The organism is Sporosarcina limicola (assembly GCF_014873855.1).
In the GTDB taxonomy this organism is placed as follows: Bacteria; Bacillota; Bacilli; order Bacillales_A; family Planococcaceae; genus Sporosarcina; species Sporosarcina limicola.
In genome coordinates this window covers 26,742-49,796 of sequence record NZ_JADBEL010000023.1, presented here as the reverse complement: position 1 = coordinate 49,796, position 23,055 = coordinate 26,742, and the positions used below count along the sequence as shown (strand labels likewise).

Genomic DNA, 23,055 nt, shown 5'->3' with positions numbered 1-23,055 from the left:
TACTAAATATGGATGTAATTCCCTCAACATGTGCCCCTGGAATCGGTTATCACCGCCTTGAGTGACTTTATCACCGCCTTGTATGGGTTTATCACCGCCTTGTCGTACTTTATCACCGCCTTAACACTATTTATCACTGCCTCGCTGATTTCATACTAAATATGGATGTAATTCCCTCAACATGTGCCCCTGGAATCGGTTATCACCGCCTTGAGTGACTTTATCACCGCCTTGTATGGGTTTATCACCGCCTTGCTAATTTCCCACCAATATTATAAGGTCAGACATCCGACATATAAAATCCACTCCAAGCATGTTATACTGTTTTGATGGAACGGGAGGATTTTTCTTATGAAACAATGGATGTACCCGCTGCTTATCATCTTCGCAGCAAGCTGTTACGGAATTCTTTCAACGATTGTTAAACTAGCAATTTTAGATGGCTTCACGGCAGCAGAAGCAGTGACAAGTCAATATTTCGTTGGCTTTTTTATAGCCCTACTTCTTTTTATCATCGTGCAACATAACATACCCAAGTTCGGGGGCGGCTTCACACTTATTATTGCAGGATTATTTACGGCAACAACAGGGACGGTATATGGCCAAGCAATCGAGTACATGCCTGCATCATTAGCTGTTGTCATGCTTTTTCAATTCACTTGGATTGGCATGCTATTTGACTGCATCGCAAAACGACGTCTACCGAAGCGCATTGAAGTTATTTCGCTCACCTTCCTTTTTGGAGGAACCATTCTTGCGGCTGGTGTCATCGATGCCGACTTAAGCGGGATTCCGTGGCAAGGTTGGGCATGGGGTATGGCTTCTGCCGTCAGTTTTGCATCATTTGTGATGATCAACCAACGACAAATTGTCGGCATGAATACCGAAACACGACTCCTTTTCACATCGTTCTTCGCCGCGATTGCCATTTTCTTTTTCCAAACGCCTGAAATCGTATGGAATGGGAAATTATTCGGCGGCGGACTTTGGATTTATGGTTTGCTTCTCGGTCTATTCGGGATTGTCATTCCAATTTACCTTTTTTCAATCGCAGTGCCAAAAGTAGGAACCGCGATGACGTCGATTCTAAGCGCAATGGAACTGCCGGTCGCAATCACCGTATCCGTCATTTTGTTAGGGGAAAGATTGACATTGTTCCAAATTGTCGGCATCATCGTCATTTTGGTTGGTATGACGTTGCCGACGCTTGCACAACGGCGATTGAAATATACGAGATAATCTAGATTGGGCAACCCCATACGTCGAAAGTTTACCGACGTATGGGGTTGTCTTTTTTATTCATAGTTATCACTGCCTTGAACTTGGTTATCACCGCCTTGGACGAGTTTATCACCGACTCGCACTGGGTTATCAGCGCCCCGCATCTATTTCAATCGGTTTTATGCTTATTAAAATGAAAAAGCATACTTCATCAATCAGATAATCGACTTGCAGACGAACCCATTCGCCAATGAATGTACTTTTTTTGCTACACTATACGTATGTTGCTGAACTGGATAGTAAAGTTGCTAGCATCATCGGTGAACCATTTCATCACATGGTAAAGATTATTTGATTAAAAAACAAACCGCCCTTTCGATTTCTCTAGTAGAAATCAAAAAGGCGGTTTTATTATAACGATAGATTATTTATTCTTCTGGTCATTTGCAAAGTCCAAAATTTGTCAATGATCATATCCAAAAACTTGAGTGTCATTTCATCCGTTAACTCACCGTTGTTGAATTTTTGATTTGCCGCACCAACAAAGGTTTCATTTCCCGCTGGCGGCATCGTTATTGCTTGAACACTGGATAGGACTTGGCGCAAGTGTAATTGTGCTCTCACTGTTCCAAGCGCTCCTTGGGAAACGCCCATCGGTAATGTAGGTTTCCCCGCCATCGGCTGATCTACTCTAGAAAGCCATTCCAATGCATTTTTCAACACGCCCGAGATGGACCAGTTGAATTCAGGCGTACAAATCAATACAGCATCTGCGTCTGCAATCAATTTCTTGAAATTCTTCACTACCTCAGAAGGGTTCTTTTCATCATCCTCATTATAGAATGGGAGAATTCCGATATCCGCGACTTCCAGTTCAAAACGAGTACTGTATCTCTTTTCAATTGTGTTCATCAACTACGTATTGAATGAATCTTTTCTCAGACTACCGACAATTTCCACTATTTTCATATATACCTCTCCCCCTAGTTTCATACTATTTATGACATGAGTATATCCTACACGATCGTATCGATTTACATACAAAAATATACCCAAGTCCTAGAACCATTCCCTATCCCGAAGTGGTTTTGTTGAATCAAGATCTATTTTCGCTATCGTCATGTTGAATTTGTTGCCTTTTCTTGTTTTCAAACTTCTCCATGATGGATTTTTCTTCTTCAAGCAAAGGTATCGCAAACGTGTAGAAAGCTTCCTTATCAACGACCGATAATACGTTTATATAATCCACTTTCTGTTCTTTCCGAATAATAAGTGGCGGCAATCCGTTTTGCAGCAATGAATAGTTCATGATCATCCTACCTGTTCGACCATTTCCGTCTGAAAAGGGATGGATTCGTTCAAATTGGATGTGAAAATCCCCGATGATTTCCACCTTTTCTTCTTCTGTTTTCGCATGATCCAGTTGATAACTCAAGTTTTCTACCCACTGGAGCATAAGTATCGATGTTTCTTTGGCACTCGCCGTCTGAAAATCAGCCCCAATAATTGCATTATCATGTTCTTTGAATTTCCCTTTATCATATTGCAACCGGTCCGTTAAGTGACTGTGCATATTTTTAATGGTTTCAATCGTCAGCGGCCGATCATTGCTGATTTCATCAAACATATAGTCAAATGCCTGCTCATGATTTGCGATTTCATAGATTTCTCTCATATTTATGGATCGATCACTATTGACAGTGTGGTATAAAATAATGCTCACTGTTTCAGGAAGTGTAATTGTATTTCCTTCCAAACCACTGGAATGATGCGCCATTCTGACTAAAACATCTTGTATATATTCACTATCAAATCGCTTAGTATCCATCATGCCCTCTCCTCGCCCAAGTCATTAACTACATTATAGTCTAGTTTATACAGTTGGAGTAGTTCCTGCAGGTTAACGATACATAATAATCAAAATACAAACGAGCCGCTCTTTTGACTTTCTAAACAAAGCTATTAAAAACAAGGTCAAACAAGTATGGAAACTGTCATAATACTAGTATACAAATCCCTTTATGTTACAGTTATTGTAGTGAGATGAAAATATACTTCCCCAAGACCATTTTTTGTATAACAAAATAGTAAGGACTACTTTTATCCCGTATTAACGGGCAGTAAGAGCCCGAATGATCAACTAACTAAAGGGAGGAATAAAATAATGGAACCCGATTTTCCGACTAAAAACAACAAAGAACTATTCACTCCAATTGGTAGGCTAGTGGATATTGGAGATATCAAACTTCATATATATGTAGAAGGTGTAGGAAGCCCTACAGTTATTTTTGACACAGGACACGGGACATGTTCTGCGGTTACTGAATGGAGTCTAGTTCAACCTGAAGTAGCTAAAATAACCAGAACAATTGTTTATGATAGAGCTGGAATGGGCTGGAGTGAAGAAAGTAAGAATTCAAGAAACAGTGAACAAATCGTAGAGGAACTCCATTCTTTACTAGTAAACTCAGATGAAAAACCACCCTATATTTTAGTAGGACACTCTTTTGGTGCGTTAAATATGATTCTTTTTGCAAATAAATATCCAGATAAAGTAGCCGGACTAGTCCTTGTTGATGGTGGGTCCGTTGATTTTTATAGGAACTATTTTAAAGCACCAAAGTTACTAATGTATACACTTAACATTTTCAATAAAATGGGTATTTTTCGTGTGTTTGGCAAACTGGGGCTTATTCCGCATATTAGAGATCGAAGAAAGAGGTTGACTGAAAAAATGGTGCATTGGATGAGGCGTTCTTTTATAAACATTACCTAAATAACGCCATGTTAAAAGAGGCATTTCAATTAGATAAAAGTGTAGATCAGGTTAGTACTATCGGAACCCTAGGAAATATACCCTTGATAGTTATAACCGGCGGAAAAACAGAAAAAATCTATAAAAATTGGATAGAGTCTCAAAAAAATTTACTTTCTCTTTCTACTAATCATGCGCATATTGTTATAGAAAATAGTGGGCATTTCATTCATCTGGAACAACCCGAAAAAGTTAGTGATGCCATTAAAAATCTCATCATGGTTTCTAGGGCATAAAGAGAATTACTAGACAACAATGTCTAAAGTGAGGAGATACAAATGATTATTGTATAGAGATGCCGAGAGTTCAGGATTCACTGTATGTTGAAGAACTTTAAGTTTGTTAGATATCAAGGATAGACGCTACACTAACCAGTTCCATGAAAAGATACATGCAGGTTAATTAACACTCCTAGTCAGCATCGCATTTAGCGGTGCTTTTTGCATATTATTTTGGATTAGTGTTCACGCTTTTATTTTTTAAAATAGATGAAAGCCAAATGAAGCTATTCTCCGTCTAATTGGTGTAAGGGAGTTTAGGAGTGTAAACGCTATACTAGAATGGAGAGGTGGTGGTTCTGATTATACGTTTAGTGAAAAAGGCCCAAAGAGGCAATGATAAAGCATTTTCAACGTTATTTCAGGAGTGCGAAGCTGAGGTTTACAGAACAGCTTATCTGTATGTTGGAAATCAAAATGATGCGCTGGATGTTGTTCAAGAAACAGCATATCGTTCTTTTAAGTCTATCAAAAATCTCAAAGAACCTGAATACTTTAAGACATGGTTAATACGAATTGCGATTAATTGTGCCACGGATATTCTTCGGAAGAAAAAAAATGTTGTTCCATGGAAGCCTAAGTTCGAGGAATTGATTTCAGAAGAAGTGCACGAAGATATTCCCTTACTCATAACGATTCGGGATTTAATTGAGCTTTTAACTGCAGAAGAAAAAAGTGTTGTTACTTTAAGATTTTATCAAGATTTAACAATCAAGGAAGTTGCAGAAACACTTAGTATCCCTCTAGGCACCGCAAAAACAATTCTGTATCGCAGTTTAAAAAAGCTACGTGAAGATTTGAAAGGAGATCTTATTCATGAACAATAAAATAAAACACGAAATGAATACCATTGAAATTCCGAAAGAACTACATGAAAGAGGCAATAGGGGGGTTCAGCAAGCAAAATCCGAAATGCAAAAAAACAAAGGCTTCCGGTCTAAAGGGATTGCCTTGGTAGCTAGCTTACTTATCGTAATTGGTGGTTATGGTGTCTACAAGTACTATCCCACTTTTAACAATATGCCCATCGTTGCAGTAGGTGAAGGTTTGCAAATCCCGGCAATTGATTTGCCTACAAGTAATGGGATGGCAGATATGGTGGGTCTTATCGTGTATAACGGAAAAATATATACACAAACTAGTACAAAGGTAGATCCGGAGCGTGCAAAGGACTTGTTGGGCGAAAAAATCGGTGAAACAAAAGGGAATATTAATGAATGGAGTAAACAGAATCAATACGCAGTTGAGCTAGCTTCAACAATAGGTAAAGTTGATGTATTTACTGTAAAAGGATACGATAAGAATTTCCGAATTATGACGTATGCTGAAAATGATGGTGAACTAACCGCCGAATTTTTTGAGTGTCTAAATGGAATCACTCTACATGATGGCTCGGGAGTTTTCGGGGAGTTGAAGATGGCTGGAAATAGTGTAAATGCTCAATACAGAAACTCTAGCGACTGGAATCATGAGGTAGAGAATTTTCACCCAATCGACGATGAGGATTTATTGAATTCATTTGTTGAGCAACTTAATCATACTGTTCCCTATGATAGTGAAAATGTTGAAGCCAAGTTAGGCGATTTCAGAAATGACGAGAACTATAAAGAAATGATTCTCAATCTAACTGACGGCTCTACAGTCAGCCTACTCGTTCTTAAAGATGGGTATATCCGTTATGGTTCCTTAAATCTATATTTTAAAATGGATAACCCGGTTTTCGAAAAAATGTGGGAGCAACTTTCTAGTAAGTAACGGGTAAAGTTATTCGATGCCCCTTATATTTCAACAACAGGAAAGAGCTGAAACCGCAATGGTTTACAGCTCTTTCCTGTTGTGTCCTCACTTCTGAAGGAGACTGACTGCTACATTTTTATATGTTTCAATGTATAACAGTGAAGTGCGAAGGGTATAGATTAAGTGAGTAGTATTTCGTGAAAAAGTCATTCTATCAGCGAATTAAAAGAGGAGGGTTGAAAAATATGGATTTATTCTTAGTCATAATAGACTCGCTCGTCATTTTCTTGTACATTATACTGATTGCTTTAATTTCCCCATATATGATGCGTCTTCTCAAAAAGAGAAACTGCGACTTGTTTTTTCAATTAATACCTGTTCTATCCGTTATTTTAATGACTAGTATTGCAATCTCTTTCGGTTATGACGGATTCAAAGAAACTCTTTTCTTCCGGTTAATATGTATCATCTCTTTTTCACTTTTAGTCTCCTTGTTGTTCTTGACGCTGATAATGAAAAAACTGAGTAAAGAGAACTATGAGAAATTGCTAGCCCGATTATATTCTTTCCGTAAAAGGAAAGAAATTAGCTTGCCAAAGTAAAGAGGCCATCAATAAATGGCCTCTTTACTTGAGTTTCATATGCATAAAAAGGATAAAACGAATACTCTAATCCATCACTTTAAATTAATTTCAAATTCTTCATCCGTAAGTACTTCGTAATAATCTGTCTTCTCCTTGCCTTCCTTTCCGGACATCAAATACGGCGTTATTTTCAGTTTTGTTATTTTTTCGTCTAAAATTCCAAAACGAATATGAGACTTTTCTCCCGATGTACTTGCACTGACAGGGTCATACTTCTTTCCAGTTACGTCTTCTACGATAAAATGCACATCATAATCGTAAACATATTTTTCTTCACTGAGCATTTGATAATACAACGTTGTAGAAGCAGGTGTTAACACGATTGCATCTACAATAATCTGTTGACCATTTTCTAGTATGAAATGCTTATCGATTGGAATTGACTTTCTTTCGGTCAGAAGATTTTCAGCTGATGCAGTAAATTCAAAACTCCATTTCCCTTTTTTCAATTTCTTTGAACCGCTTCTTTCTAAATTATTGAAAACGATTTTAATATCTTGAATATCTTCCAGTTTATTTTTTTCTAAACTAGCAGCCCAAAAATAGTTTACCGTAGAACTTGTTATATTTTTAGGTCCTCCACTGCCTCCAACGTGACCGAACTTGCTACCATTAATATAAACTTCTATGTCTGAAAACCAATTATATTCTAAGTCTATATCTGAAAAGTTTGTGTGGAACGTGCTACTAATAAGAAGTTTACCTTCATCTAACATTACTTCATTCAACGTCACTTGGATTCCATTATCTTCAACTGACTCTCCAATGACCATTTTATAATCCTCTAGCGATTGATTATCGTTAATTTTTAAATATTCTTCCAGTAAAGGTCCGATAATAGGTACTTTAGCTAACGTAATCGTATTCGTGCCAACTCCAATAGAAAACATGATTATGACAGCCGCGGCAATACTACCGACTCTTATCTTATTGATTTGTTTTCGCCTCCCCAGTTTCTTTTTCATCCTATTTTTCATGCGCTTTTTTTCTAAATCAGTTAACTCCATGGGATTGTATTCAGTTGTATCGACTTCCACTTCATTTAACGCCTTATATAGACCTTTCATCTGACCACTTCTCCCCTTTCATTAAATATTTCCAAACAGTTTCCTTAACTTTTTTCGCCCTCTGGACAACCTATTGTGAATAACAGATTGCTCGACCTTTAGCTCCTTAGCCAGTGTTGCCGTGTCTATTTCATCCACATAATAATGTATAAATAATTCTCGATCTTCTTGCTTAAGATGACTTAGCAGGCTTTCCATTTCTAAACTAAGTTCTTTCTCCACTCCTCTTATTCCATCGTCCAAAGAACTTGCCACGCTACTTTCTTCTATCTCTTGTTCTTCAAGTCGTTTTATATACTTTCTTTTGTAATCAATTGACTTATACTTCGAAATGGCAGCTATCCAGTTTTTCAACGAATTTTTTTCTGAATTAAACGATTCGATATTGTTCCAAATGCCCAGCAAAATATCATCTATACATTCATCATGCATATGTCGAAATTGAAACAAATGACGGTTAACAATGCTCTTGATTAAGCCACCATAGCGATCGATAACATAATTTAAAGCATCTTCATTTCCCTGCTTTAGTTGTTGCACAACATTATCTTCATTAATTTTCATTATTAACTCCTTTCCAAAGGGCCCTTACCTACTAATTCGTTTTTAAATACGAAAAGCTATCAAGTAATCGGAATTTGTTAAACTTGTTTATGAGTAAATATTCACGAAAAAAAGAGCATCGATTGATACTCTTTTTTCACAGCTCTATCTTAATTGCATAGGCATTATTCAACTTCCACAACAATTGTATAGGATACTTCACCGTTAGACCATTTGGCTACTACTTCGTAAATATATCGGCCCTTGTTTGTGGGTATTGTAATTTGGGTTCCTTCTATAGTCACTTTCTCCCTTTCGGAATCCCATAAATATGCGCTTAAAGCCGGATCTTGCTCTATCTGGATGTTCACTTTGCTATTCGGTTCTAAGACAATTGCTTTGAAGTTTTCTGCAATTTGCTGTGGAGATGCTGCATCAGTTAGAGTAGTCGTATTTCCTTTTTCCCATCGAAAACCGCCCATTTCCATTTTGGATCTAGTTTCATCGACTTTAATAAAACCAGGTGGATATGGTGGGAATCCATGATTATTAAAATCAAATTTGTGTAATGCCGGTTTGCCCGTTAGTTCTTTTTCATCATACCTACCTTCTTCTGCTTTTTGATTACAACCCATTAAGGTAGAACATACAATTATTAGTAAGATTAAGTATTTCTTCATAACAATTTCATTTCCCCTTTATCCGAGTAGACGGGTATTGCAAATAAAGGTTTCATTCACACCCGAAAAGACTCTTACTTGCTAATTCGTTTTTAAGTACAAAAAGCTATCAAGTAATCGGAATTTATTAGATTTTCTTTTATTCCCCTATACTCCCCGACAAAAACGACTCACTCAACTCCCTTCTTATACCCAGAATATGATCTTCCATTAGTCGTTTTGCCTTTTCCTGATCTCCCGAAGCAATCGCCAAATAGATTGCTTTATGTTCTTCAAATGTTTCTTCGTAACGATTCATATCTAAAAATCGATATTTCCGAGTTACTCGTATCGTATCTTCCATATGTTCGGCCAGTGTTTGGGTTAGTTGAATGAAAATTGTATTATGCGTTGCTTCTACGATGCTCATATGGAACTGCAAATCTGCCTGCACACCTGCCTCAATATCAGTCGCTGAAATGGCCATATTTTCAAGCGCTTGTCTGATTTTTTCCAAATCTGCAGTTTTCGCCCTTTGTGCAGCAAGTGAAACAGATTCCACTTCAAGTGCACGGCGCAGCTCCAACATTTCATAGACAAGATGTTTTTCCTTCTCAATAATTGCCGCGGAAATCTCTTCATGGACCCTACCTATTTTCGGTGTTTTCAGGAAGCTGCCGCCTCTTTGCCGAATTTCAATTGCACCGCTAAGCTCCAGTGCTCGAAGTGCCTCTCTGACAGACGTCCTACTAACAGTAAACATAATCGCCAATTCCCTTTCGGAAGGTAATCTATCACCTGCTTCCATTCCCTCATCCAACAGGAAGTCCTCAATTTTGCTGACAATCACTTCATACATTCTTTTCTTCTGTGGAATCAATAGTGTCACCCCTACCGAATTGATTTCTTTCCTAAATGATACCTGTGAACAATTTAATATTCAATACATTCAAAGTTATCTATTGCTTTCTTCAGACTATTATATATAATAGTACGTACGTAGTTTGGTTGGTTGGACCAAAAATTTATTTTTAACCTTTTGGTATAACCATAACTCACGATATCATTCTGAACACTGAATTCAGAGAAGTCAATTATATAGAGGAGCAAATACAATGACCATTGCAACCGAAAGTTTAGTAGAAGCTTTGAAAGAAATCCTATCGGACGATCAAGTGTCCATAAACCAGGCAATACGTGAGTTGCATGGTAGGGACGAATCATACCACGCAATGAGTCTTCCAAGTATTGTCGTATTCCCGACAAGTGCCGAAGACGTGAGTAAAATCATGAAGTTGGCACAAACCCACCAAGTACCCATTGTCCCATTCGGTCTTGGAACAAGCTTGGAAGGTCATGTTATTCCCTACGATAACGGCATCACAATCGATTTTTCAATGATGAACAAGGTGTTGGAAATCAAGGCAAACGACCTTCTCGTCAAAGTACAACCAGGCGTAACCCGCACGCAGTTGAACCAAGAGCTAAAAAAGTATGGACTCTTTTTCTCTGTTGATCCAGGTGCTGATGCAACGTTAGGTGGCATGGCAGCTACGAATGCCAGTGGAACGACGTCTGTCAAATACGGCGTCATGAGGGATCAGGTACGTGATTTAGAAGTAGTCCTTGCCGACGGGACAATCATCCATACAGGCAACTTGGCCGCAAAATCCTCCTCTGGCTATCATTTAAATGGCCTTTTTGTCGGTTCTGAAGGGACGCTCGGCTGTTTTACGGAATTGACGCTTCGCGTATATGGGATTCCGGAGCACGTCATGGCCGCAAGAGCATCTTTCCTGTCAATTAATGACGCGGTTGAGGCTGTCGTTTCCATTTTACAAGCCGGTATTCCAATCGCACGGGTGGAACTTGTCGATGAAGTATCAATGAAACAGGCAAACCTCCATAGCGAAACCAACTATAAGGAAGAACCGACGCTATTCATGGAGTTTCATGGGAATGAAGCGGGACTCAAACAAGATATTGAATTCATGAAAGAAATTGTGGAGGATCATCATTGTCAAAGCATTGCATTCGAGAAGGATAACGCTGCCCGCAACAAGCTGTGGGATGCGCGACATAACTTGGCTTATGCTTATATCCATGGGTACCCTGGAAAGAAAATGATGGTCACCGATGTTTGCGTTCCGATTTCAGAGTTGGCAAATGCGGTCCACTATGCACGTCAACAACTGGATGCTTTCGGTCTTCCCGGCGGAATCGTCGGTCATGTTGGCGACGGAAACTTTCACGCACTTGTCATGATGGATATGGATAATCCAGAAGAGGTCGCTAAAGCGAACCAGTTGAACGAACTGATTGTCATGTACGCACTTGAACGGGATGGAACATGCACGGGTGAACACGGTGTCGGCATAGGAAAACTGAAATACCAGGCCATTGAACACGGTGCCGCATTGCTAGTCATGGAAAAGATTAAACTCGCACTCGACCCGAACAATCTTTTAAATCCAAATAAAATAGTGAAACTGGAAGAGCAAGGTGTAAACTTATGAAAGCTTTAGAATCTATCAGTACGTTCGCAGGGAAATACTTTGCCTTTTGGGTCATCCTTATGGCCGTCGTCGCTTTCATGTTCCCTGCCCCTTTCCTATTTTTTAAAGGCTATATAGCCATTCTGCTTGGCGTCGTTATGTTCGGGATGGGGTTGACGCTCAAAGCTGTCGACTTCAAACTTGTCGTAACGAAACCGATCCCTGTTATCATGGGAGTTTGTGCACAGTTCATCATTATGCCGCTTGCTGCTTTCGCGATTGCCTACATCATGAAACTACCGGCTGAACTGGCCGCGGGCTTGGTCCTGCTCGGCTCTGTGCCGGGTGGAACCGCTTCAAACGTCATGGTTTATTTGGCGAAAGGGAATCTGCCCTTGTCCATCACGATGACTTCTTTCTCCACACTACTTGCACCGATTGTCACGCCACTTCTTTTGCTATTACTGGCTGGGCAATGGATGCCTGTGGATGCAATGTCCATGTTTAAAACGATTATTCAAGTCATCATCATTCCCATCGTTTTAGGTTTGTTGGCGCGCAAAGTCCTACCAACATTTGTAGATAGAGGCATCACAGTCGTTCCTCTTATATCTGTCGTCGCGATTATCATTATCGTATCCGCAGTCGTGTCAGGAAATGTAGCAAATATCGCATCAGCGGGATTCCTTATTTTCATCGCCGTTATGATTCACAATGCGGTAGGTCTACTATTGGGTTACTTCACGGCCTTAGCAATGGGATTAAACGAAAGTGATCGTAGAGCCATTTCCATAGAGGTGGGCATGCAAAACTCCGCATTAGGCGTGGCGTTGGCGTCAGCACACTTTGGTCCACTGGCTGCATTGCCTAGTGCGCTTGCTGCAGTTTGGCATAATATTTCCGGTCCAATCCTCGCTACGATTTGGTCGAAAAAGCCGGCATGGGCAAAAACAATTGAAGCTAATAAGAAATCAACTAAATACTAAAGTTCTATCTCCTTCCGGAAAAATGTTGAGCTGATACGCCAAATAAAGTCTGAAGTTTCGTGATTTTGGCTCTCTTCTATTTACTCGTGATAAGATAAGGGGAAATAACGAGTAGGGGTTGGTCTTATGTTAAAAAATCGACTGTATTATGAAAATCCATATTGTAAAACGTTTTCGAGTTCGATTGTGAAATCCTCCCAAGATACAGACAGCAATTCATATGTCGTGTTGGAGAACACCGCTTTTTATCCAACGGGTGGTGGGCAACCATATGATACAGGTACGTTGAATGGTGTTCGCGTCCTAAATGTGGAGGAAGTGGAGGGTGAAATCCGTCATACAATGGAGGAAGTTCTTGATTCCACAGATGAAGTGGTTGGTGTCGTCGATTGGGAGCGCAGGTTTGATCATATGCAGCAGCATGCGGGCCAGCATATACTAACAGCGGCGTTTGTTGAGTTGTTCGGATTTCCGACAGTGAGTTTCCATTTGGGGAAAGAAATTGTCTCGATTGACTTAGCTGTGGAGGGCGTTTCACTCGAGCAATTGGATGCGGCAGAAAAACTGGCTAATGTTATCATTGTAGAAAATCGGCTGATTGAGACGAAGTGGGTAACGGAGAACGAGTTAGACAACTATTCACTACGCAAGCAACTTGCGGTGTCAGACGAAATCCGACTTGTTATCATTCCCGATCTCGATTATAACGGCTGTGGCGGAACGCATCCGAGTTCAACGGGTGAAGTGGGTGTGTTAAAGATTTTATCGACAGAGAAAGAAAAGCGGAAAGTTCGGGTGCATTTTGTTTGTGGTGGTCGTGTAGTAGAACAATTGCATAAGAAAAATCGAGAGTTGGCAGCCACGTCGAAGTTGTTAAGTGCTCCGGAAGACGGTGTTGCCGCCTCTGTAGAGAAATTGTTGGAGTCGAATCATTTTCTTGAGAAATCGTTGAAGGAAATGCGTGAAACAATTTTGACATTCGAGGCGAAAGATTTATTGAACAAACAGGAGGACGGCATCGTAAAGGCCTCTTTTGCAAATCGTACCGTACAGGAACTGCAAAAACTATCTAAGCTGCTTGTAGCAGAAACAGCTGATATCATCGTTCTGCTAGTCGCCGAAAGTGATGGTCGTCTACAATTTGTCGCGGCACGGGGCGCATCCGTGGAAACGAGCATGAAGCAGGTCGCATCTGCCATACTTCCAGCTATCAATGGCAAAGGCGGAGGCAGTGATGCATTTGTCCAAGGTGGCGGAGAACCGACGATTTCAGCGGATGAATTGCTGCAGGAGATGGTTGAATCCCTTGAACATTGGCCATCCAGTATGTAACTGACACAGTAACGATATCCATGCGCATTGTCTCCATGGATCAAGAACCCTTCGATATAATAAAACCCTCCCAAACTATCAGGGAGGGTTTCATATTCATAACTACCAACAGTGGTTGACCACAAAAATTTTACTTATTTATTCTTTCCAAGCACTTCATCCCAATCGACTGTACCGTCTTTCACTTGTTGACGAAGTTCTTTTGTCATAATATCAGAAGGACGTCCACCTCCTGGCCAATCTTTATCATGTTTTCCCCATTCCGGCCGATCCTGTGACAAAATGAATGCCGCTAGATCGCTTGCTTCCTGGTCTGACAAAGTGTTTGCCGCGCCAATAGGCATATTGTTTTTGATATACCCAGCCATTTTTGACACACGCGCAATTCCTGCTCCATCGTTAAACGATTCATCGCCCCATAATGCTGGTCCCGAGTTAGATCCTGTTCCAGAACCATCTCCCGCATGACATGCAATACAAGATTGCTGATAAAGTTCCTCACCATCAGCTACACTAGGAGTCGGTACGTCTTTCATGTCACTCTGGCCGCGCCACGGAAGCTCCGCGCCAACAGGAATCCCTTCGGATATGTAAGTCAAATAAGCAACCATCGCATCCAAATCTTCATCATCATCTGCGAATTTTTGACCATTCATACTTCTTACCATACAGCCGTTGATGCGCTCTTCCAATGTTACGATTTGACCAGAACGTCCGATAAACATCGGATAGACTGCGGACATGCCGACAAGTGAAGACGTTTCTTCTTCAAGTCCCGCTCCTGCGTGACAACTCGTGCAAGATAATGCGTTTACTCTCGCTTCACCATCTTCAACAGAAGCAGCTTCCGCTCTCAAAACGTTCGACGTATCATTTGTCAATTCGTACCCTCTGAGAATCGCTTCACCAAGCGGACCTTCGGGTACATCGTCAAGTGAAGGTGGTGTGTGTGTAATTCCTGCCACTTGTGGTGTTGGAGCTTCGGTTTCAGTTGGTGCTCCAGGTTGATTTGCGGTTTCTTTGCTAACTTTCAATTGGTTGGCCATCATGCCAATAACAGCGAGTGAAACGACAAATAGGAAGCCTAGGATAAAAGTAGTACTATTTCTCATGGTGTTCCCTCCCTTTCTATTCCCTTCTAAAGTACCATTAATTCATATAGAGCGTCTACTGTTCCTGGAAATGTTCGCAGTTTTGTAGAAATTATTTTGTCAATTTTATTACGGTTCGGGGAATATCCTTGGTATATGTCGAAATGCGATTATAAAAACGATTTTCCAATAAAACCATAAATAATATTATTTAATTATTTTTTAGGAACAATCTCTGTGTTCTGTTCGTTAAATATGTAACAACTATTAAAGGAGTGTAGGAAAAATGAAAATAATAAACAAAGTAGCAATACTATCGCTAGCCGCAATTGCGATGATGGGTTGGACAGCGCATGAAGGTCTAGCTGCCGAAAAAGAAAATCTTGTTTTCACACCGCTATCCATCACTGCAATAGATGATACGATTGAAGGTAGTGAAATCAACTCAGGTGATCTTGGTATCCTATCTACTCAATATATTATGAGTAGTAGTTCATCTATTGAACTTCTAACAAGTACAACGCTTAAAATAGGTGGAAATACAAAGGCCTACATTCCTGTAGATAGTATCAGCGTTGTTTTATACTTGCAGAGATGGAATTCCTCCACTAGTCAATGGGTCGATATTTTATCGATTGGATCAGCAAAGAACAATAGCTCTAATTTTGTTTCATATTCTAAAAATGTTCAAGTTGTCAGTGGCTATTATTATCGTACGAAAACCGAACACTACGTCAGTCATAATGGAACCATCGAGCAGTTCACAAGAGTATCCAATCAAATTTACGCAAATTAAACGGGGGTCTATGCCCCCGTCTTCTACATGGTGCTTGCTATTTTAATGATTTCTTCCTTTGTTAGTTTCCCTTCAATATGAAAGTAATTACTTTGTGTCATCCAAGTCAGCGAGTACACACCATTTTTAAACGCTAAGAGAGACCCTTGTTCACCATTAATGAAAACTTCCTCCACTTTAGTATCATCCATATCTACCGTCTTGCCAAAAATGAATTGTCCACTCAATGCCTTTTCCTCTATGATAAAACCTCGTTCATCGCCAACATAGTTCAAGTAAATTTCATCGCTTTTTTTTCTTTTCTCTTGCATTACGGAGACCTGTTTCAATTGAAATTCAGTCGGAACTTTTGGAATAGTGATGGGGAAGTTTGTCACTTTTTTCGCTTCCTCGAGGTTCATCTGCACCATAACAGGCCCTGAATCCTCTATGACATAAAAATCAGGAGCGTTCATTTGGTCTTCTGGTAACTCGCCCGAACTTCCAAACAATTGCACGACAGAACCCTGAACTTTCTGGAACATCCCACTCCATCGGCTAAATGCAACTCCCTTTTGCGGGTACGACGCAATAATCAGCACTATAAAAATAGAGGCGACAGCCAAAAAAACCTTTTTAGGAATACGCTTTTTCTTTAACAGATTGCCTGTTACCTTTCGACTATCCTCCATCTTCTTCCACACTTCTGCTGATGTTAGTTCGGGAGGCGGGCATTCTCTTTTCTTTTCTTCCATCGTTTCCTTAATCAGTTGATCCATATCATGTTTTTCGGATTCAGACATTCCACAACACCTCCATGAGTTCAGGTTGTTTCTCAATCGACTCTTTCAACTTCTTTTTCGCACGGAAAACCCGCGTTTTTACCGTTGCTATATTCATATCCAACAGCTCCGCAATTTCTTCATATCTTAAATCATGCAGGTAGTAAAGAATCACAGCCTCTCTATGATCCGGTTTTAGTTTATCAATTTCCTCAAGTAAAATGGCCTTGAGCTGAGCTTCTTCCAACACGGTTTCCACAGTCGAAATATGGTCGAGATAAGTTGCAACATACTCTGTATCCATTAAGACGTCCTCTATTACAAATTCGTTCCTCTTTTTCATTCGACGGTAGTAATCGATTGCTGTGCGCGTAGCGATTGTTGATAGCCACGCTCCTATTTTTTCTTCGTCATGAACTTTATGCATGTTTTTAAATGCCTTCATAAAGGTTTCCTGAAGTATATCTTGCGCTAAATCTGGATCTTTTATGACATAATAGGCTGCGTAGTACACACGCTCATAGTATTTATCAAAAATAGTCTTCTCTGCTTCATGGTCTTGTTGCTTAAATTTCCTGAAGACTTTATTTAACAATTTGCATCCCTCCTGCCTGTTTGAATATCAATTCACTATTTCAATTCAATCGTATAGTGTCAAATTCATTCCATTTCCCTCTTTATTATACAATGAATCTAAGTGAATAAGCGCTAACTAATAGAATCATACTTGGACAGCGGTAAACCGTAACAACCGAACAACGGTTAACATTCTTACGGGATAAAAAAAATGCCTCCGGTTTAGATTTCCGAGAGGCTGATTTTTTATGTGCGTTTCAATATAATTCAAAATCTCATTTCCCAATACACTCCATAATAATTTGTATAATTAGAAGTACAGTAACGAGGCGAAGGATCGGCTTAACATGCTCTTTTTTTAATTTGTGAGCAAGACGAACACCGAGTTGTGCGCCACTAATCGAACCGAGCATTAATGCAATCGTGAGTGGCCATATAATTTTTCCGGTTGAAATATAACTGATTGACGCGCCGAAGCAACTCGAAAATATCATGATACGTGATAACCCGACTGCTCGTAAATAAGACATTCTCATACGAGCATATAAATATAATGCCAATGTTCCACTTCCAGGACCAAACACGCCATCATAAATACCGATTCCGTATAGTGAAGCGGCACTTTTTTTATTCACATGAAATGCTTCACTGCCATCAAAGTCCGCCTTTCCTAGAAATGATGTAATGAATGCGAATGTTAAGAGCACAATCGCAATAACTATCATCCATTCCTCTTTCAAAAAGGATGCGATTACACCTCCGGTAACTCCACCGGCAAGACTGATTGGGACAACCGTAAGCGCTTCTTTGACCGTTACTTCTTTATTTTTATAAATCACAAGAAAACTCGAAAGTGAGCTCACTGTGTTGGATACTTTATTGGCCCCAATCGCGGAGTGAACTGGCAATCCCATCAGTAGCATGGCAGGCAAACTGATGAGTCCCCCACCCCCTGCCAATGTGCCAAGTATCGTTGCAGCAAAGCCGATAAAATAAAGCATAATGTATTCCATAGGACATCCTTCTCTCATTGAACCTATCTATAGCTTATTATCCTTTCACTCATAAGTAAATTCGATTATGCAAATGCAAGTTAATTAGTAAAACTAATGACCCTGTTCTGTATATAGTCTATAGTGACAGTCTCCAAAAATCAAAAAAGCTCCTACCGATTCATCCGGAGGAGCGTTTTCTATTTTACTTTTCAGTAGATGATTTTAAGAACTTAATCATTTCATTAAAAGTATTTTCAGCTTGTGGTGTGTTCATTATAAACTGATATTCGTGACCTAACTTTTCTTCTTGCTTCGGATAAAAAATATCTTTCACAGGAACGCCATTTGCCTTTAGACTCTTCGTCAGCTCCATACCTTGGTTTTCGAACGAGCCTGTATTTCCGTCCGTGATGAACGTATGAGGAAATGTACTTGAAACATATTCAATAATAGATGCTTCCTTAGCAGAATCAGAATCTAACCAGTTTTTGTCCCCCATATACGCCCAACCCATTCTTCGGAATAAAAAACTGACAAGGAAATTGTCACTGATTTCCGCGAAACGGGTTACGTCATAAGGTCCACAAAATAAGAGTGTACCTTCAATCGATTCTGGTGGAACAATTGCTTTGATTCCCAGTAAATCTGCATAACTCTTCTCCACTTGAATCGTAACAAACTGACTAACAATTTGTGCGCCAGCAGAATCTCCCGCAAAATAGACATGATCCATATCTATCCCATAATTCTTTGCTTCCTTTGCTATGATAGTAGTCTTACTACTATCTTTTTCATCTCATAACGCCCCCTGAATAAACCGTCTATGTAATCAGTGTACTTTTATTTAGTATATCTCCCTATCATCAATTCAAACTGTTTGTTAGAGATATAAAGGGGGCAAACTATATTCCAAATGGCTTTCTTGCATTTATAATTTGAAAACGCCAATGGCTAATTGCAATTGAGTCGATGATTCATTTAATACTCTTATCGTTTCGGAAAGCAAAGTAACTGAATGATTTTGCGTTTCGTTTGCCACTGCAACGGCTTGTGTACGCTCGGTAGCTTCCGTTGCAAGCAACATGACCGTTTCCATAGAGGCCAATACTTCTTCCGATCCTGCCGAGATTTCTTCCGTAGCTGCAGAGACGTCCTGAATTTCACTGTTTACGTTTCGCACGGCAGTGAGCACAGCTACCAATTCATCCCCAATCGAAACGACGGCTTTCGAACCCTCTCCCATTTGTGAAGCACTTGAAGTCATTTCATCTAACACAGCGGTTGTCATCGAATGGAATGAGCTGATTTCACTACGAATCTCTTCAGCAGATTTTCGAGATATCTCGGCAAGTTGTCTTACTTCGCTTGCAACGACGGCAAACCCTTTCCCAGCTTCCCCTGCACGAGCTGCTTCAATCGCTGCGTTCAGTGCAAGCAAGTTGGTCTGCTCTGCGATACTGGTAATAATGCTCACCATGCCCTCGATTGACCTGAAATTCGATTCAAGATCTTGCATGAAACTTTCCGTTTTTAGAAATGAAGCCTCTATATCATTAATTTGATTGGAAACTTTTTGGGAACATTTCACACTTGTAACAACAAGATCCTCCATTACATTTGAAGCTTCCGCTACGGAAGTAGAAACTTCAGCGATGCGTTGAACGCTGACCGTAATATTTTCCACCGCAATGAGAACTTCCCGGTTATTCGTTTCTTGGCCCTCGCTTACTGCCGCAATTTGTACAATGCTATCCGAAATTTCGTCCGTTGACCCGCGGACATTCGTGACAACTTGTGTCAATTCATCGGTTATTCCAAGTAAAGAAACCGCGGTTCCATTCATATTCATCACCATGTTCTTCATCTGTAAAATTGATTGTGTAAATGATTCTTTGAATGCAGTGATTTCATTATTCCCAATCGATCGTATATTCGCGAGTGATGCTTCTGCCTCGTCTAAGTTGCCTTCTGCAAATTCAGAAACAGCCTTTTCCATCCCCGCTAGTGGGCGAAGAACTTGATTTAAATACCAATTTAAAAATACAGCGGCGATGATGCCAATCGCACAAATTATTGTAATATAGGTTAGCAGACTTGAAGCAACAATTTCATTTTTCAACGCGCCTACCTTATCGGCTGCAATATCCAATCCGACAACAGCGATTATCTCGCCTTTGTCGTTTTTAACAGGGGCGAAAGCAGAGAGATAGTCCCCAAATTCCGGATCTATGATAATGTCCGTTGAATGACCAGCGCCTTCGATAGCACCTTTAATCGTTTCATATGTTGTAAGCTCATGTACTTCTCCGATAGCGATTACATCATCGGCATCCGGTTCACCAGCTTCAACAATAAATTGGACGTCCTCATTTTTCGAATTGGGGACTGTCATCGTATATAAAAATAGGACGCCATTATTGACTCGCATCTTCTCGAGTTCAGCACGAAGCTCCCAGTATTGGTCAGATTCGGTCATTTCCCCAATCAGTTGCTCGTATGCATCTGCATCCAGTAAAGATGCTATATTTTGTGCTGTGGAGATACCTTGTAGACCAATAGATTTATTAACCGTATTTGATGTGTTTGAATATAGGCTAATACTCATTGCGATAAGAAGGATAACAACTGTACCGATAACAAAAAACGTTATTTGACGGCTTAGTTTCGATTTATTTTTCAAGACCTTACCTCGTTTCTTTTTATTCTTCTTGTGGTGAACTATTGAATTCATTATACAGGATAATTTTGTACTAATGAAAATATTATCCAAAAATGACGAAATTATATTCTAACCAAACTATGTATTTTCTAGTTTCTCAACTAAAAAACACTCCTCCCGATTTACGTGGAGGAGCGTTTTCATTTCATATAATTAATAAGCGCGACCAAACCACACTGTATGCTTCGCTTCATTTCCACAATTAATACAGCTAGATTTCTCTGCTGGTGGATTGAATGGAATATTACGTGTCGTAAATTTCGTTTCTTCTTTCACTTGTTCTTCACAAGCGTCAACTCCACACCAACCTGCAAGAATCCAACCTGGAATTTCTCCACTTTCCGTTGAATCTGCAATATGATCTTTTAATTGCACTAATGAATCGACATGTATGTGGGAATGCTTTTCCCGGAATGCACGCGCTTTTTCTAATAAGCGTGTTTGCATCGTCACTAATTCTTCTTCAATTCTAGCAACGAGTGCAGAAAGCTCCACTGCTTCTTTTTCATCTTCATCACGTGCTTTGATAAGCGCTTGATTATTTTCCAAATCACGCGGTCCTAATTCCACTCGGACTGGAACACCTTTTAGTTCCCATTCATTGAACTTATAACCTGGAGACTGATCGGAATCATCCAAACGTACACGGATTCCTTGTGCCTTCAACTGCGCAAAGATCTCATCCAGTTTCTCCATAATTTCAGGATTCTTCTTCCACGGACCTACTGGGATTAACACAACTTGCGTTGGCGCAACACGTGGGGGTAATACAAGACCTTGTTCATCGCCATGCGTCATAATGACGGAACCGATCAATCGGGTAGAAGTCCCCCAAGAAGTTGTATGCACAAATTCATGCTTGTTTTCTTTCGTTAAATATTTAATATCGAATGCTTGCGCAAATTTTGTTCCTAAGTAATGTGAAGTTCCGGCTTGAACCGCCTTTCCATCCTTCATCATTGCTTCAATCGAATACGTATCTATAGCGCCTGCAAAACGTTCAGAAGGCGTTTTTTGACCATCGTAAACCGGAATCGCCAACAGCTCTTCCACCACTTCTTTATAAATGTTCAACATTTGCATCGTTTCTGCACGCGCTTCTACTTCATCCACGTGAGCCGTATGCCCTTCCTGCCATAAAAATTCAGAAGTACGGATGAATGGCAATGTTTTCTTTTCCCAACGGAAGACGTTCGCCCACTGGTTAATTAACACGGGTAAATCACGATAGCTTTTGATCCAATCCGAATATAAATGCCCAATCATCGTTTCCGATGTAGGTCGAAGTGCCAAACGCTCTTCTAATTTTTCACCAGCCGCTTCAGTAACCCAAGGCAACTCCGGAGAAAACCCTTCGATATGATCCTTTTCTTTTTCAAAGAAAGATTCTGGAATCAGCATCGGGAAATATGCGTTACGATGTCCCGTCTCTTTAAAACGTTTATCCATTTCCGCTTGGATATGCTCCCAAATTTCATAGCCATCCGGTTTAAATGCAATACATCCACGAACAGGCGTGTAATCCATTAAATCCGCTTTTTTAATCGTGTCGATATACCAACTCGTAAAATCATTTTTCTGTTGATTGGTCATTTACTTTTCCTCCTACTATAATAAAAAAGTTGTTTGGCACCCGAAATCTAGACACAAAAAAGCACAAAGTTGCCCTTATATAAGGACGTCTTTGTGCTGAATAGACGTGGTACCACCTTAGTTTAGCTTAAATTAATCTAAGCCCTCTAAACGTTTGATAACGAAAACGACTCGGTTATGTTGGCATAACATCTCAGTGATAGGTTTCAATAAGAAGCGGTGATATAGCTCTCAGCAAGTTGCTATATTTTCTGTTTCACAATTCTTATTTACTTGATCACATCAAGGATTTCATATTACTTAGATTATACCCAATATGAATGGCTAATACAATCCAAGTCTGAATTGATGAACATTTCTTCCATATGAAACCTGAGAATCGCAGCCTGTTACTTTGATAATACACACAATTTAATCTACAATTCTTAATTTAATTGAATGAACTTTCATATCGAAATAACGTCCTTATAAAAAGGGAGCACTCATATGACAAACGATGGTTATTTTTTAACAGGAGAACGACAGGAGCGATATATTCAAGTCGTTCTTGAAGCGATGAAAGAAATTGCACCTCGGGCCGAGCGTGCTTTCGCTGGGAGTCAAGATGGAGAGGCTGTCATTGGGCTCGATGACAGCGGAGATATGATATACATCGTTCACTTAGATCCACAAGAACGACAAAAAATTGATGAAGCTGTTAAAAAAGGAACTTTGAAAGAATACATCTTGAAATCTAATGGGTACTAG

At 39.9% G+C, this 23,055-nt stretch carries 24 protein-coding genes and 1 other annotated feature; of the genes, 11 read left to right on the top strand and 13 right to left on the bottom strand.

Annotated elements, in window-relative coordinates; genetic code table 11:
• Nucleotides 1-351: 351 nt before the first annotated feature.
• Nucleotides 352-1,239 (top strand): EamA family transporter, encoded by an 888-nt coding sequence (locus H4683_RS16475; RefSeq protein WP_192599924.1) that lies wholly within the window; start codon nt 352-354, stop codon nt 1,237-1,239.
• A gap of 393 nt (nt 1,240-1,632) precedes the next feature.
• Here H4683_RS16475 and H4683_RS16470 read toward each other — a convergent pair whose 3' ends face one another.
• Both H4683_RS16470 and H4683_RS16465 read right to left on the bottom strand, forming a co-directional pair.
• Nucleotides 1,633-2,133, bottom strand: a complete 501-nt coding sequence (locus H4683_RS16470) for an NADPH-dependent FMN reductase (protein ID WP_225942154.1) — start codon at nt 2,131-2,133, stop codon at nt 1,633-1,635.
• Between the two features lie 184 nt (nt 2,134-2,317).
• The gene (locus H4683_RS16465; protein ID WP_225942153.1) at nt 2,318-3,049 is read right to left on the bottom strand and encodes a Fic family protein; all 732 of its coding nucleotides are present in this window, start codon (nt 3,047-3,049) and stop codon (nt 2,318-2,320) included.
• A gap of 336 nt (nt 3,050-3,385) precedes the next feature.
• Between H4683_RS16465 and H4683_RS16460 the strand changes: the two genes are divergently transcribed.
• The 5 genes from H4683_RS16460 to H4683_RS16440 all read left to right on the top strand — a co-directional run bounded on the left by H4683_RS16460 (nt 3,386) and on the right by H4683_RS16440 (nt 6,653).
• The gene (locus tag H4683_RS16460; protein ID WP_192599922.1) at nt 3,386-3,997 is read left to right on the top strand and encodes an alpha/beta fold hydrolase; all 612 of its coding nucleotides are present in this window, start codon (nt 3,386-3,388) and stop codon (nt 3,995-3,997) included.
• Nucleotides 3,964-4,272: an alpha/beta fold hydrolase gene (locus H4683_RS16455; protein WP_192599921.1), complete on the top strand. Its 309-nt coding sequence runs from the start codon at nt 3,964-3,966 to the stop codon at nt 4,270-4,272. The genes H4683_RS16460 and H4683_RS16455 overlap by 34 nt, the downstream gene beginning before the upstream one ends.
• A 335-nt stretch (nt 4,273-4,607) precedes the next feature.
• On the top strand, nt 4,608-5,141 hold the full coding sequence (locus H4683_RS16450) for a sigma-70 family RNA polymerase sigma factor (protein ID WP_338062484.1): 534 nt from the start codon (nt 4,608-4,610) through the stop codon (nt 5,139-5,141).
• Complete coding sequence (locus H4683_RS16445) at nt 5,131-6,069, top strand: hypothetical protein (RefSeq protein WP_192599920.1); 939 nt, start codon at nt 5,131-5,133, stop codon at nt 6,067-6,069. Before H4683_RS16450 ends, H4683_RS16445 begins: the two co-directional genes overlap by 11 nt.
• Before the next feature lie 227 nt (nt 6,070-6,296).
• The gene (locus H4683_RS16440) at nt 6,297-6,653 is read left to right on the top strand and encodes a hypothetical protein (protein ID WP_192599919.1); all 357 of its coding nucleotides are present in this window, start codon (nt 6,297-6,299) and stop codon (nt 6,651-6,653) included.
• 74 nt (nt 6,654-6,727) lie between these two features.
• Here H4683_RS16440 and H4683_RS16435 read toward each other — a convergent pair whose 3' ends face one another.
• The 4 genes from H4683_RS16435 to H4683_RS16420 form a co-directional block, all read right to left on the bottom strand.
• Complete coding sequence (locus tag H4683_RS16435; protein ID WP_192599918.1) at nt 6,728-7,762, bottom strand: DUF4179 domain-containing protein; 1,035 nt, start codon at nt 7,760-7,762, stop codon at nt 6,728-6,730.
• Between the two features lie 21 nt (nt 7,763-7,783).
• Entirely contained in the window at nt 7,784-8,326 is a 543-nt protein-coding gene (locus H4683_RS16430) for a sigma-70 family RNA polymerase sigma factor (protein WP_192599917.1), read from the bottom strand.
• A gap of 164 nt (nt 8,327-8,490) precedes the next feature.
• On the bottom strand, nt 8,491-8,985 hold the full coding sequence (locus H4683_RS16425; protein ID WP_192599916.1) for a hypothetical protein: 495 nt from the start codon (nt 8,983-8,985) through the stop codon (nt 8,491-8,493).
• Nucleotides 8,986-9,124: 139 nt separating this feature from the next.
• Nucleotides 9,125-9,844, bottom strand: a complete 720-nt coding sequence (locus H4683_RS16420) for a FadR/GntR family transcriptional regulator (protein ID WP_225942152.1) — start codon at nt 9,842-9,844, stop codon at nt 9,125-9,127.
• 235 nt (nt 9,845-10,079) lie between these two features.
• On the opposite strand from H4683_RS16420, the gene H4683_RS16415 reads away from it, so the two are divergent.
• From H4683_RS16415 to H4683_RS16405, 3 genes are all read left to right on the top strand, one after another.
• Nucleotides 10,080-11,480 (top strand): FAD-binding oxidoreductase, encoded by a 1,401-nt coding sequence (locus H4683_RS16415; RefSeq protein WP_192599915.1) that lies wholly within the window; start codon nt 10,080-10,082, stop codon nt 11,478-11,480.
• Nucleotides 11,477-12,445, top strand: coding sequence for a bile acid:sodium symporter family protein (locus tag H4683_RS16410; protein ID WP_192599914.1), 969 nt, complete (start codon nt 11,477-11,479; stop codon nt 12,443-12,445). The genes H4683_RS16415 and H4683_RS16410 overlap by 4 nt, the downstream gene beginning before the upstream one ends.
• A 126-nt stretch (nt 12,446-12,571) precedes the next feature.
• Nucleotides 12,572-13,777, top strand: a complete 1,206-nt coding sequence (locus H4683_RS16405) for an alanyl-tRNA editing protein (RefSeq protein ID WP_192599913.1) — start codon at nt 12,572-12,574, stop codon at nt 13,775-13,777.
• A gap of 134 nt (nt 13,778-13,911) precedes the next feature.
• On the opposite strand, the gene H4683_RS16400 is transcribed toward H4683_RS16405, so the two are convergent.
• On the bottom strand, nt 13,912-14,889 hold the full coding sequence (locus H4683_RS16400) for a c-type cytochrome (protein WP_192599912.1): 978 nt from the start codon (nt 14,887-14,889) through the stop codon (nt 13,912-13,914).
• A gap of 265 nt (nt 14,890-15,154) precedes the next feature.
• Here H4683_RS16400 and H4683_RS16395 point away from each other — a divergent pair, with 265 nt between their 5' ends.
• Entirely contained in the window at nt 15,155-15,664 is a 510-nt protein-coding gene (locus tag H4683_RS16395) for a DUF6147 family protein (RefSeq protein WP_192599911.1), read from the top strand.
• A 23-nt stretch (nt 15,665-15,687) separates the two neighbouring features.
• On the opposite strand, the gene H4683_RS16390 is transcribed toward H4683_RS16395, so the two are convergent.
• The 6 genes from H4683_RS16390 to proS all read right to left on the bottom strand — a co-directional run bounded on the left by H4683_RS16390 (nt 15,688) and on the right by proS (nt 22,308).
• Nucleotides 15,688-16,446, bottom strand: a complete 759-nt coding sequence (locus H4683_RS16390; RefSeq protein WP_192599910.1) for a DUF4367 domain-containing protein — start codon at nt 16,444-16,446, stop codon at nt 15,688-15,690.
• Nucleotides 16,439-17,020 (bottom strand): RNA polymerase sigma factor, encoded by a 582-nt coding sequence (locus H4683_RS16385; protein WP_192599909.1) that lies wholly within the window; start codon nt 17,018-17,020, stop codon nt 16,439-16,441. Before H4683_RS16385 ends, H4683_RS16390 begins: the two co-directional genes overlap by 8 nt.
• A gap of 256 nt (nt 17,021-17,276) precedes the next feature.
• Entirely contained in the window at nt 17,277-18,014 is a 738-nt protein-coding gene (locus tag H4683_RS16380) for a sulfite exporter TauE/SafE family protein (protein WP_192599908.1), read from the bottom strand.
• 184 nt (nt 18,015-18,198) lie between these two features.
• Nucleotides 18,199-18,762, bottom strand: coding sequence for an alpha/beta hydrolase (locus tag H4683_RS16375; RefSeq protein WP_338062485.1), 564 nt, complete (start codon nt 18,760-18,762; stop codon nt 18,199-18,201).
• A gap of 162 nt (nt 18,763-18,924) precedes the next feature.
• Nucleotides 18,925-20,676, bottom strand: coding sequence for a methyl-accepting chemotaxis protein (locus tag H4683_RS16370; protein ID WP_192599906.1), 1,752 nt, complete (start codon nt 20,674-20,676; stop codon nt 18,925-18,927).
• A gap of 192 nt (nt 20,677-20,868) precedes the next feature.
• Nucleotides 20,869-22,308: a proline--tRNA ligase gene (gene proS, locus H4683_RS16365; RefSeq protein WP_192599905.1), complete on the bottom strand. Its 1,440-nt coding sequence runs from the start codon at nt 22,306-22,308 to the stop codon at nt 20,869-20,871.
• 78 nt (nt 22,309-22,386) lie between these two features.
• Nucleotides 22,387-22,603 (bottom strand) — a binding site (T-box leader).
• 191 nt (nt 22,604-22,794) lie between these two features.
• Here proS and H4683_RS16360 point away from each other — a divergent pair.
• Nucleotides 22,795-23,055 (top strand): hypothetical protein, encoded by a 261-nt coding sequence (locus tag H4683_RS16360; RefSeq protein ID WP_192599904.1) that lies wholly within the window; start codon nt 22,795-22,797, stop codon nt 23,053-23,055.

Bases quoted from the DNA above. Each gene is read 5' to 3' on its own strand.
- H4683_RS16395 (WP_192599911.1), top strand. From the start codon at position 15,155: ATGAAAATAATAAACAAAGTAGCAATACTATCGCTAGCCGCAATTGCG.
- H4683_RS16430 (WP_192599917.1), bottom strand. From the start codon at position 8,326: ATGAAAATTAATGAAGATAATGTTGTGCAACAACTAAAGCAGGGAAAT.
- H4683_RS16475 (WP_192599924.1), top strand. From the start codon at position 352: ATGAAACAATGGATGTACCCGCTGCTTATCATCTTCGCAGCAAGCTGT.
- H4683_RS16470 (WP_225942154.1), bottom strand. From the start codon at position 2,133: ATGAACACAATTGAAAAGAGATACAGTACTCGTTTTGAACTGGAAGTC.
- H4683_RS16400 (WP_192599912.1), bottom strand. From the start codon at position 14,889: ATGAGAAATAGTACTACTTTTATCCTAGGCTTCCTATTTGTCGTTTCA.
- H4683_RS16380 (WP_192599908.1), bottom strand. From the start codon at position 18,014: ATGGAATACATTATGCTTTATTTTATCGGCTTTGCTGCAACGATACTT.
- H4683_RS16390 (WP_192599910.1), bottom strand. From the start codon at position 16,446: ATGTCTGAATCCGAAAAACATGATATGGATCAACTGATTAAGGAAACG.
- proS (WP_192599905.1), bottom strand. From the start codon at position 22,308: ATGACCAATCAACAGAAAAATGATTTTACGAGTTGGTATATCGACACG.
- H4683_RS16465 (WP_225942153.1), bottom strand. From the start codon at position 3,049: ATGGATACTAAGCGATTTGATAGTGAATATATACAAGATGTTTTAGTC.
- H4683_RS16440 (WP_192599919.1), top strand. From the start codon at position 6,297: ATGGATTTATTCTTAGTCATAATAGACTCGCTCGTCATTTTCTTGTAC.
- H4683_RS16405 (WP_192599913.1), top strand. From the start codon at position 12,572: ATGTTAAAAAATCGACTGTATTATGAAAATCCATATTGTAAAACGTTT.
- H4683_RS16445 (WP_192599920.1), top strand. From the start codon at position 5,131: ATGAACAATAAAATAAAACACGAAATGAATACCATTGAAATTCCGAAA.
- H4683_RS16425 (WP_192599916.1), bottom strand. From the start codon at position 8,985: ATGAAGAAATACTTAATCTTACTAATAATTGTATGTTCTACCTTAATG.
- H4683_RS16410 (WP_192599914.1), top strand. From the start codon at position 11,477: ATGAAAGCTTTAGAATCTATCAGTACGTTCGCAGGGAAATACTTTGCC.
- H4683_RS16435 (WP_192599918.1), bottom strand. From the start codon at position 7,762: ATGAAAGGTCTATATAAGGCGTTAAATGAAGTGGAAGTCGATACAACT.
- H4683_RS16415 (WP_192599915.1), top strand. From the start codon at position 10,080: ATGACCATTGCAACCGAAAGTTTAGTAGAAGCTTTGAAAGAAATCCTA.
- H4683_RS16460 (WP_192599922.1), top strand. From the start codon at position 3,386: ATGGAACCCGATTTTCCGACTAAAAACAACAAAGAACTATTCACTCCA.
- H4683_RS16360 (WP_192599904.1), top strand. From the start codon at position 22,795: ATGACAAACGATGGTTATTTTTTAACAGGAGAACGACAGGAGCGATAT.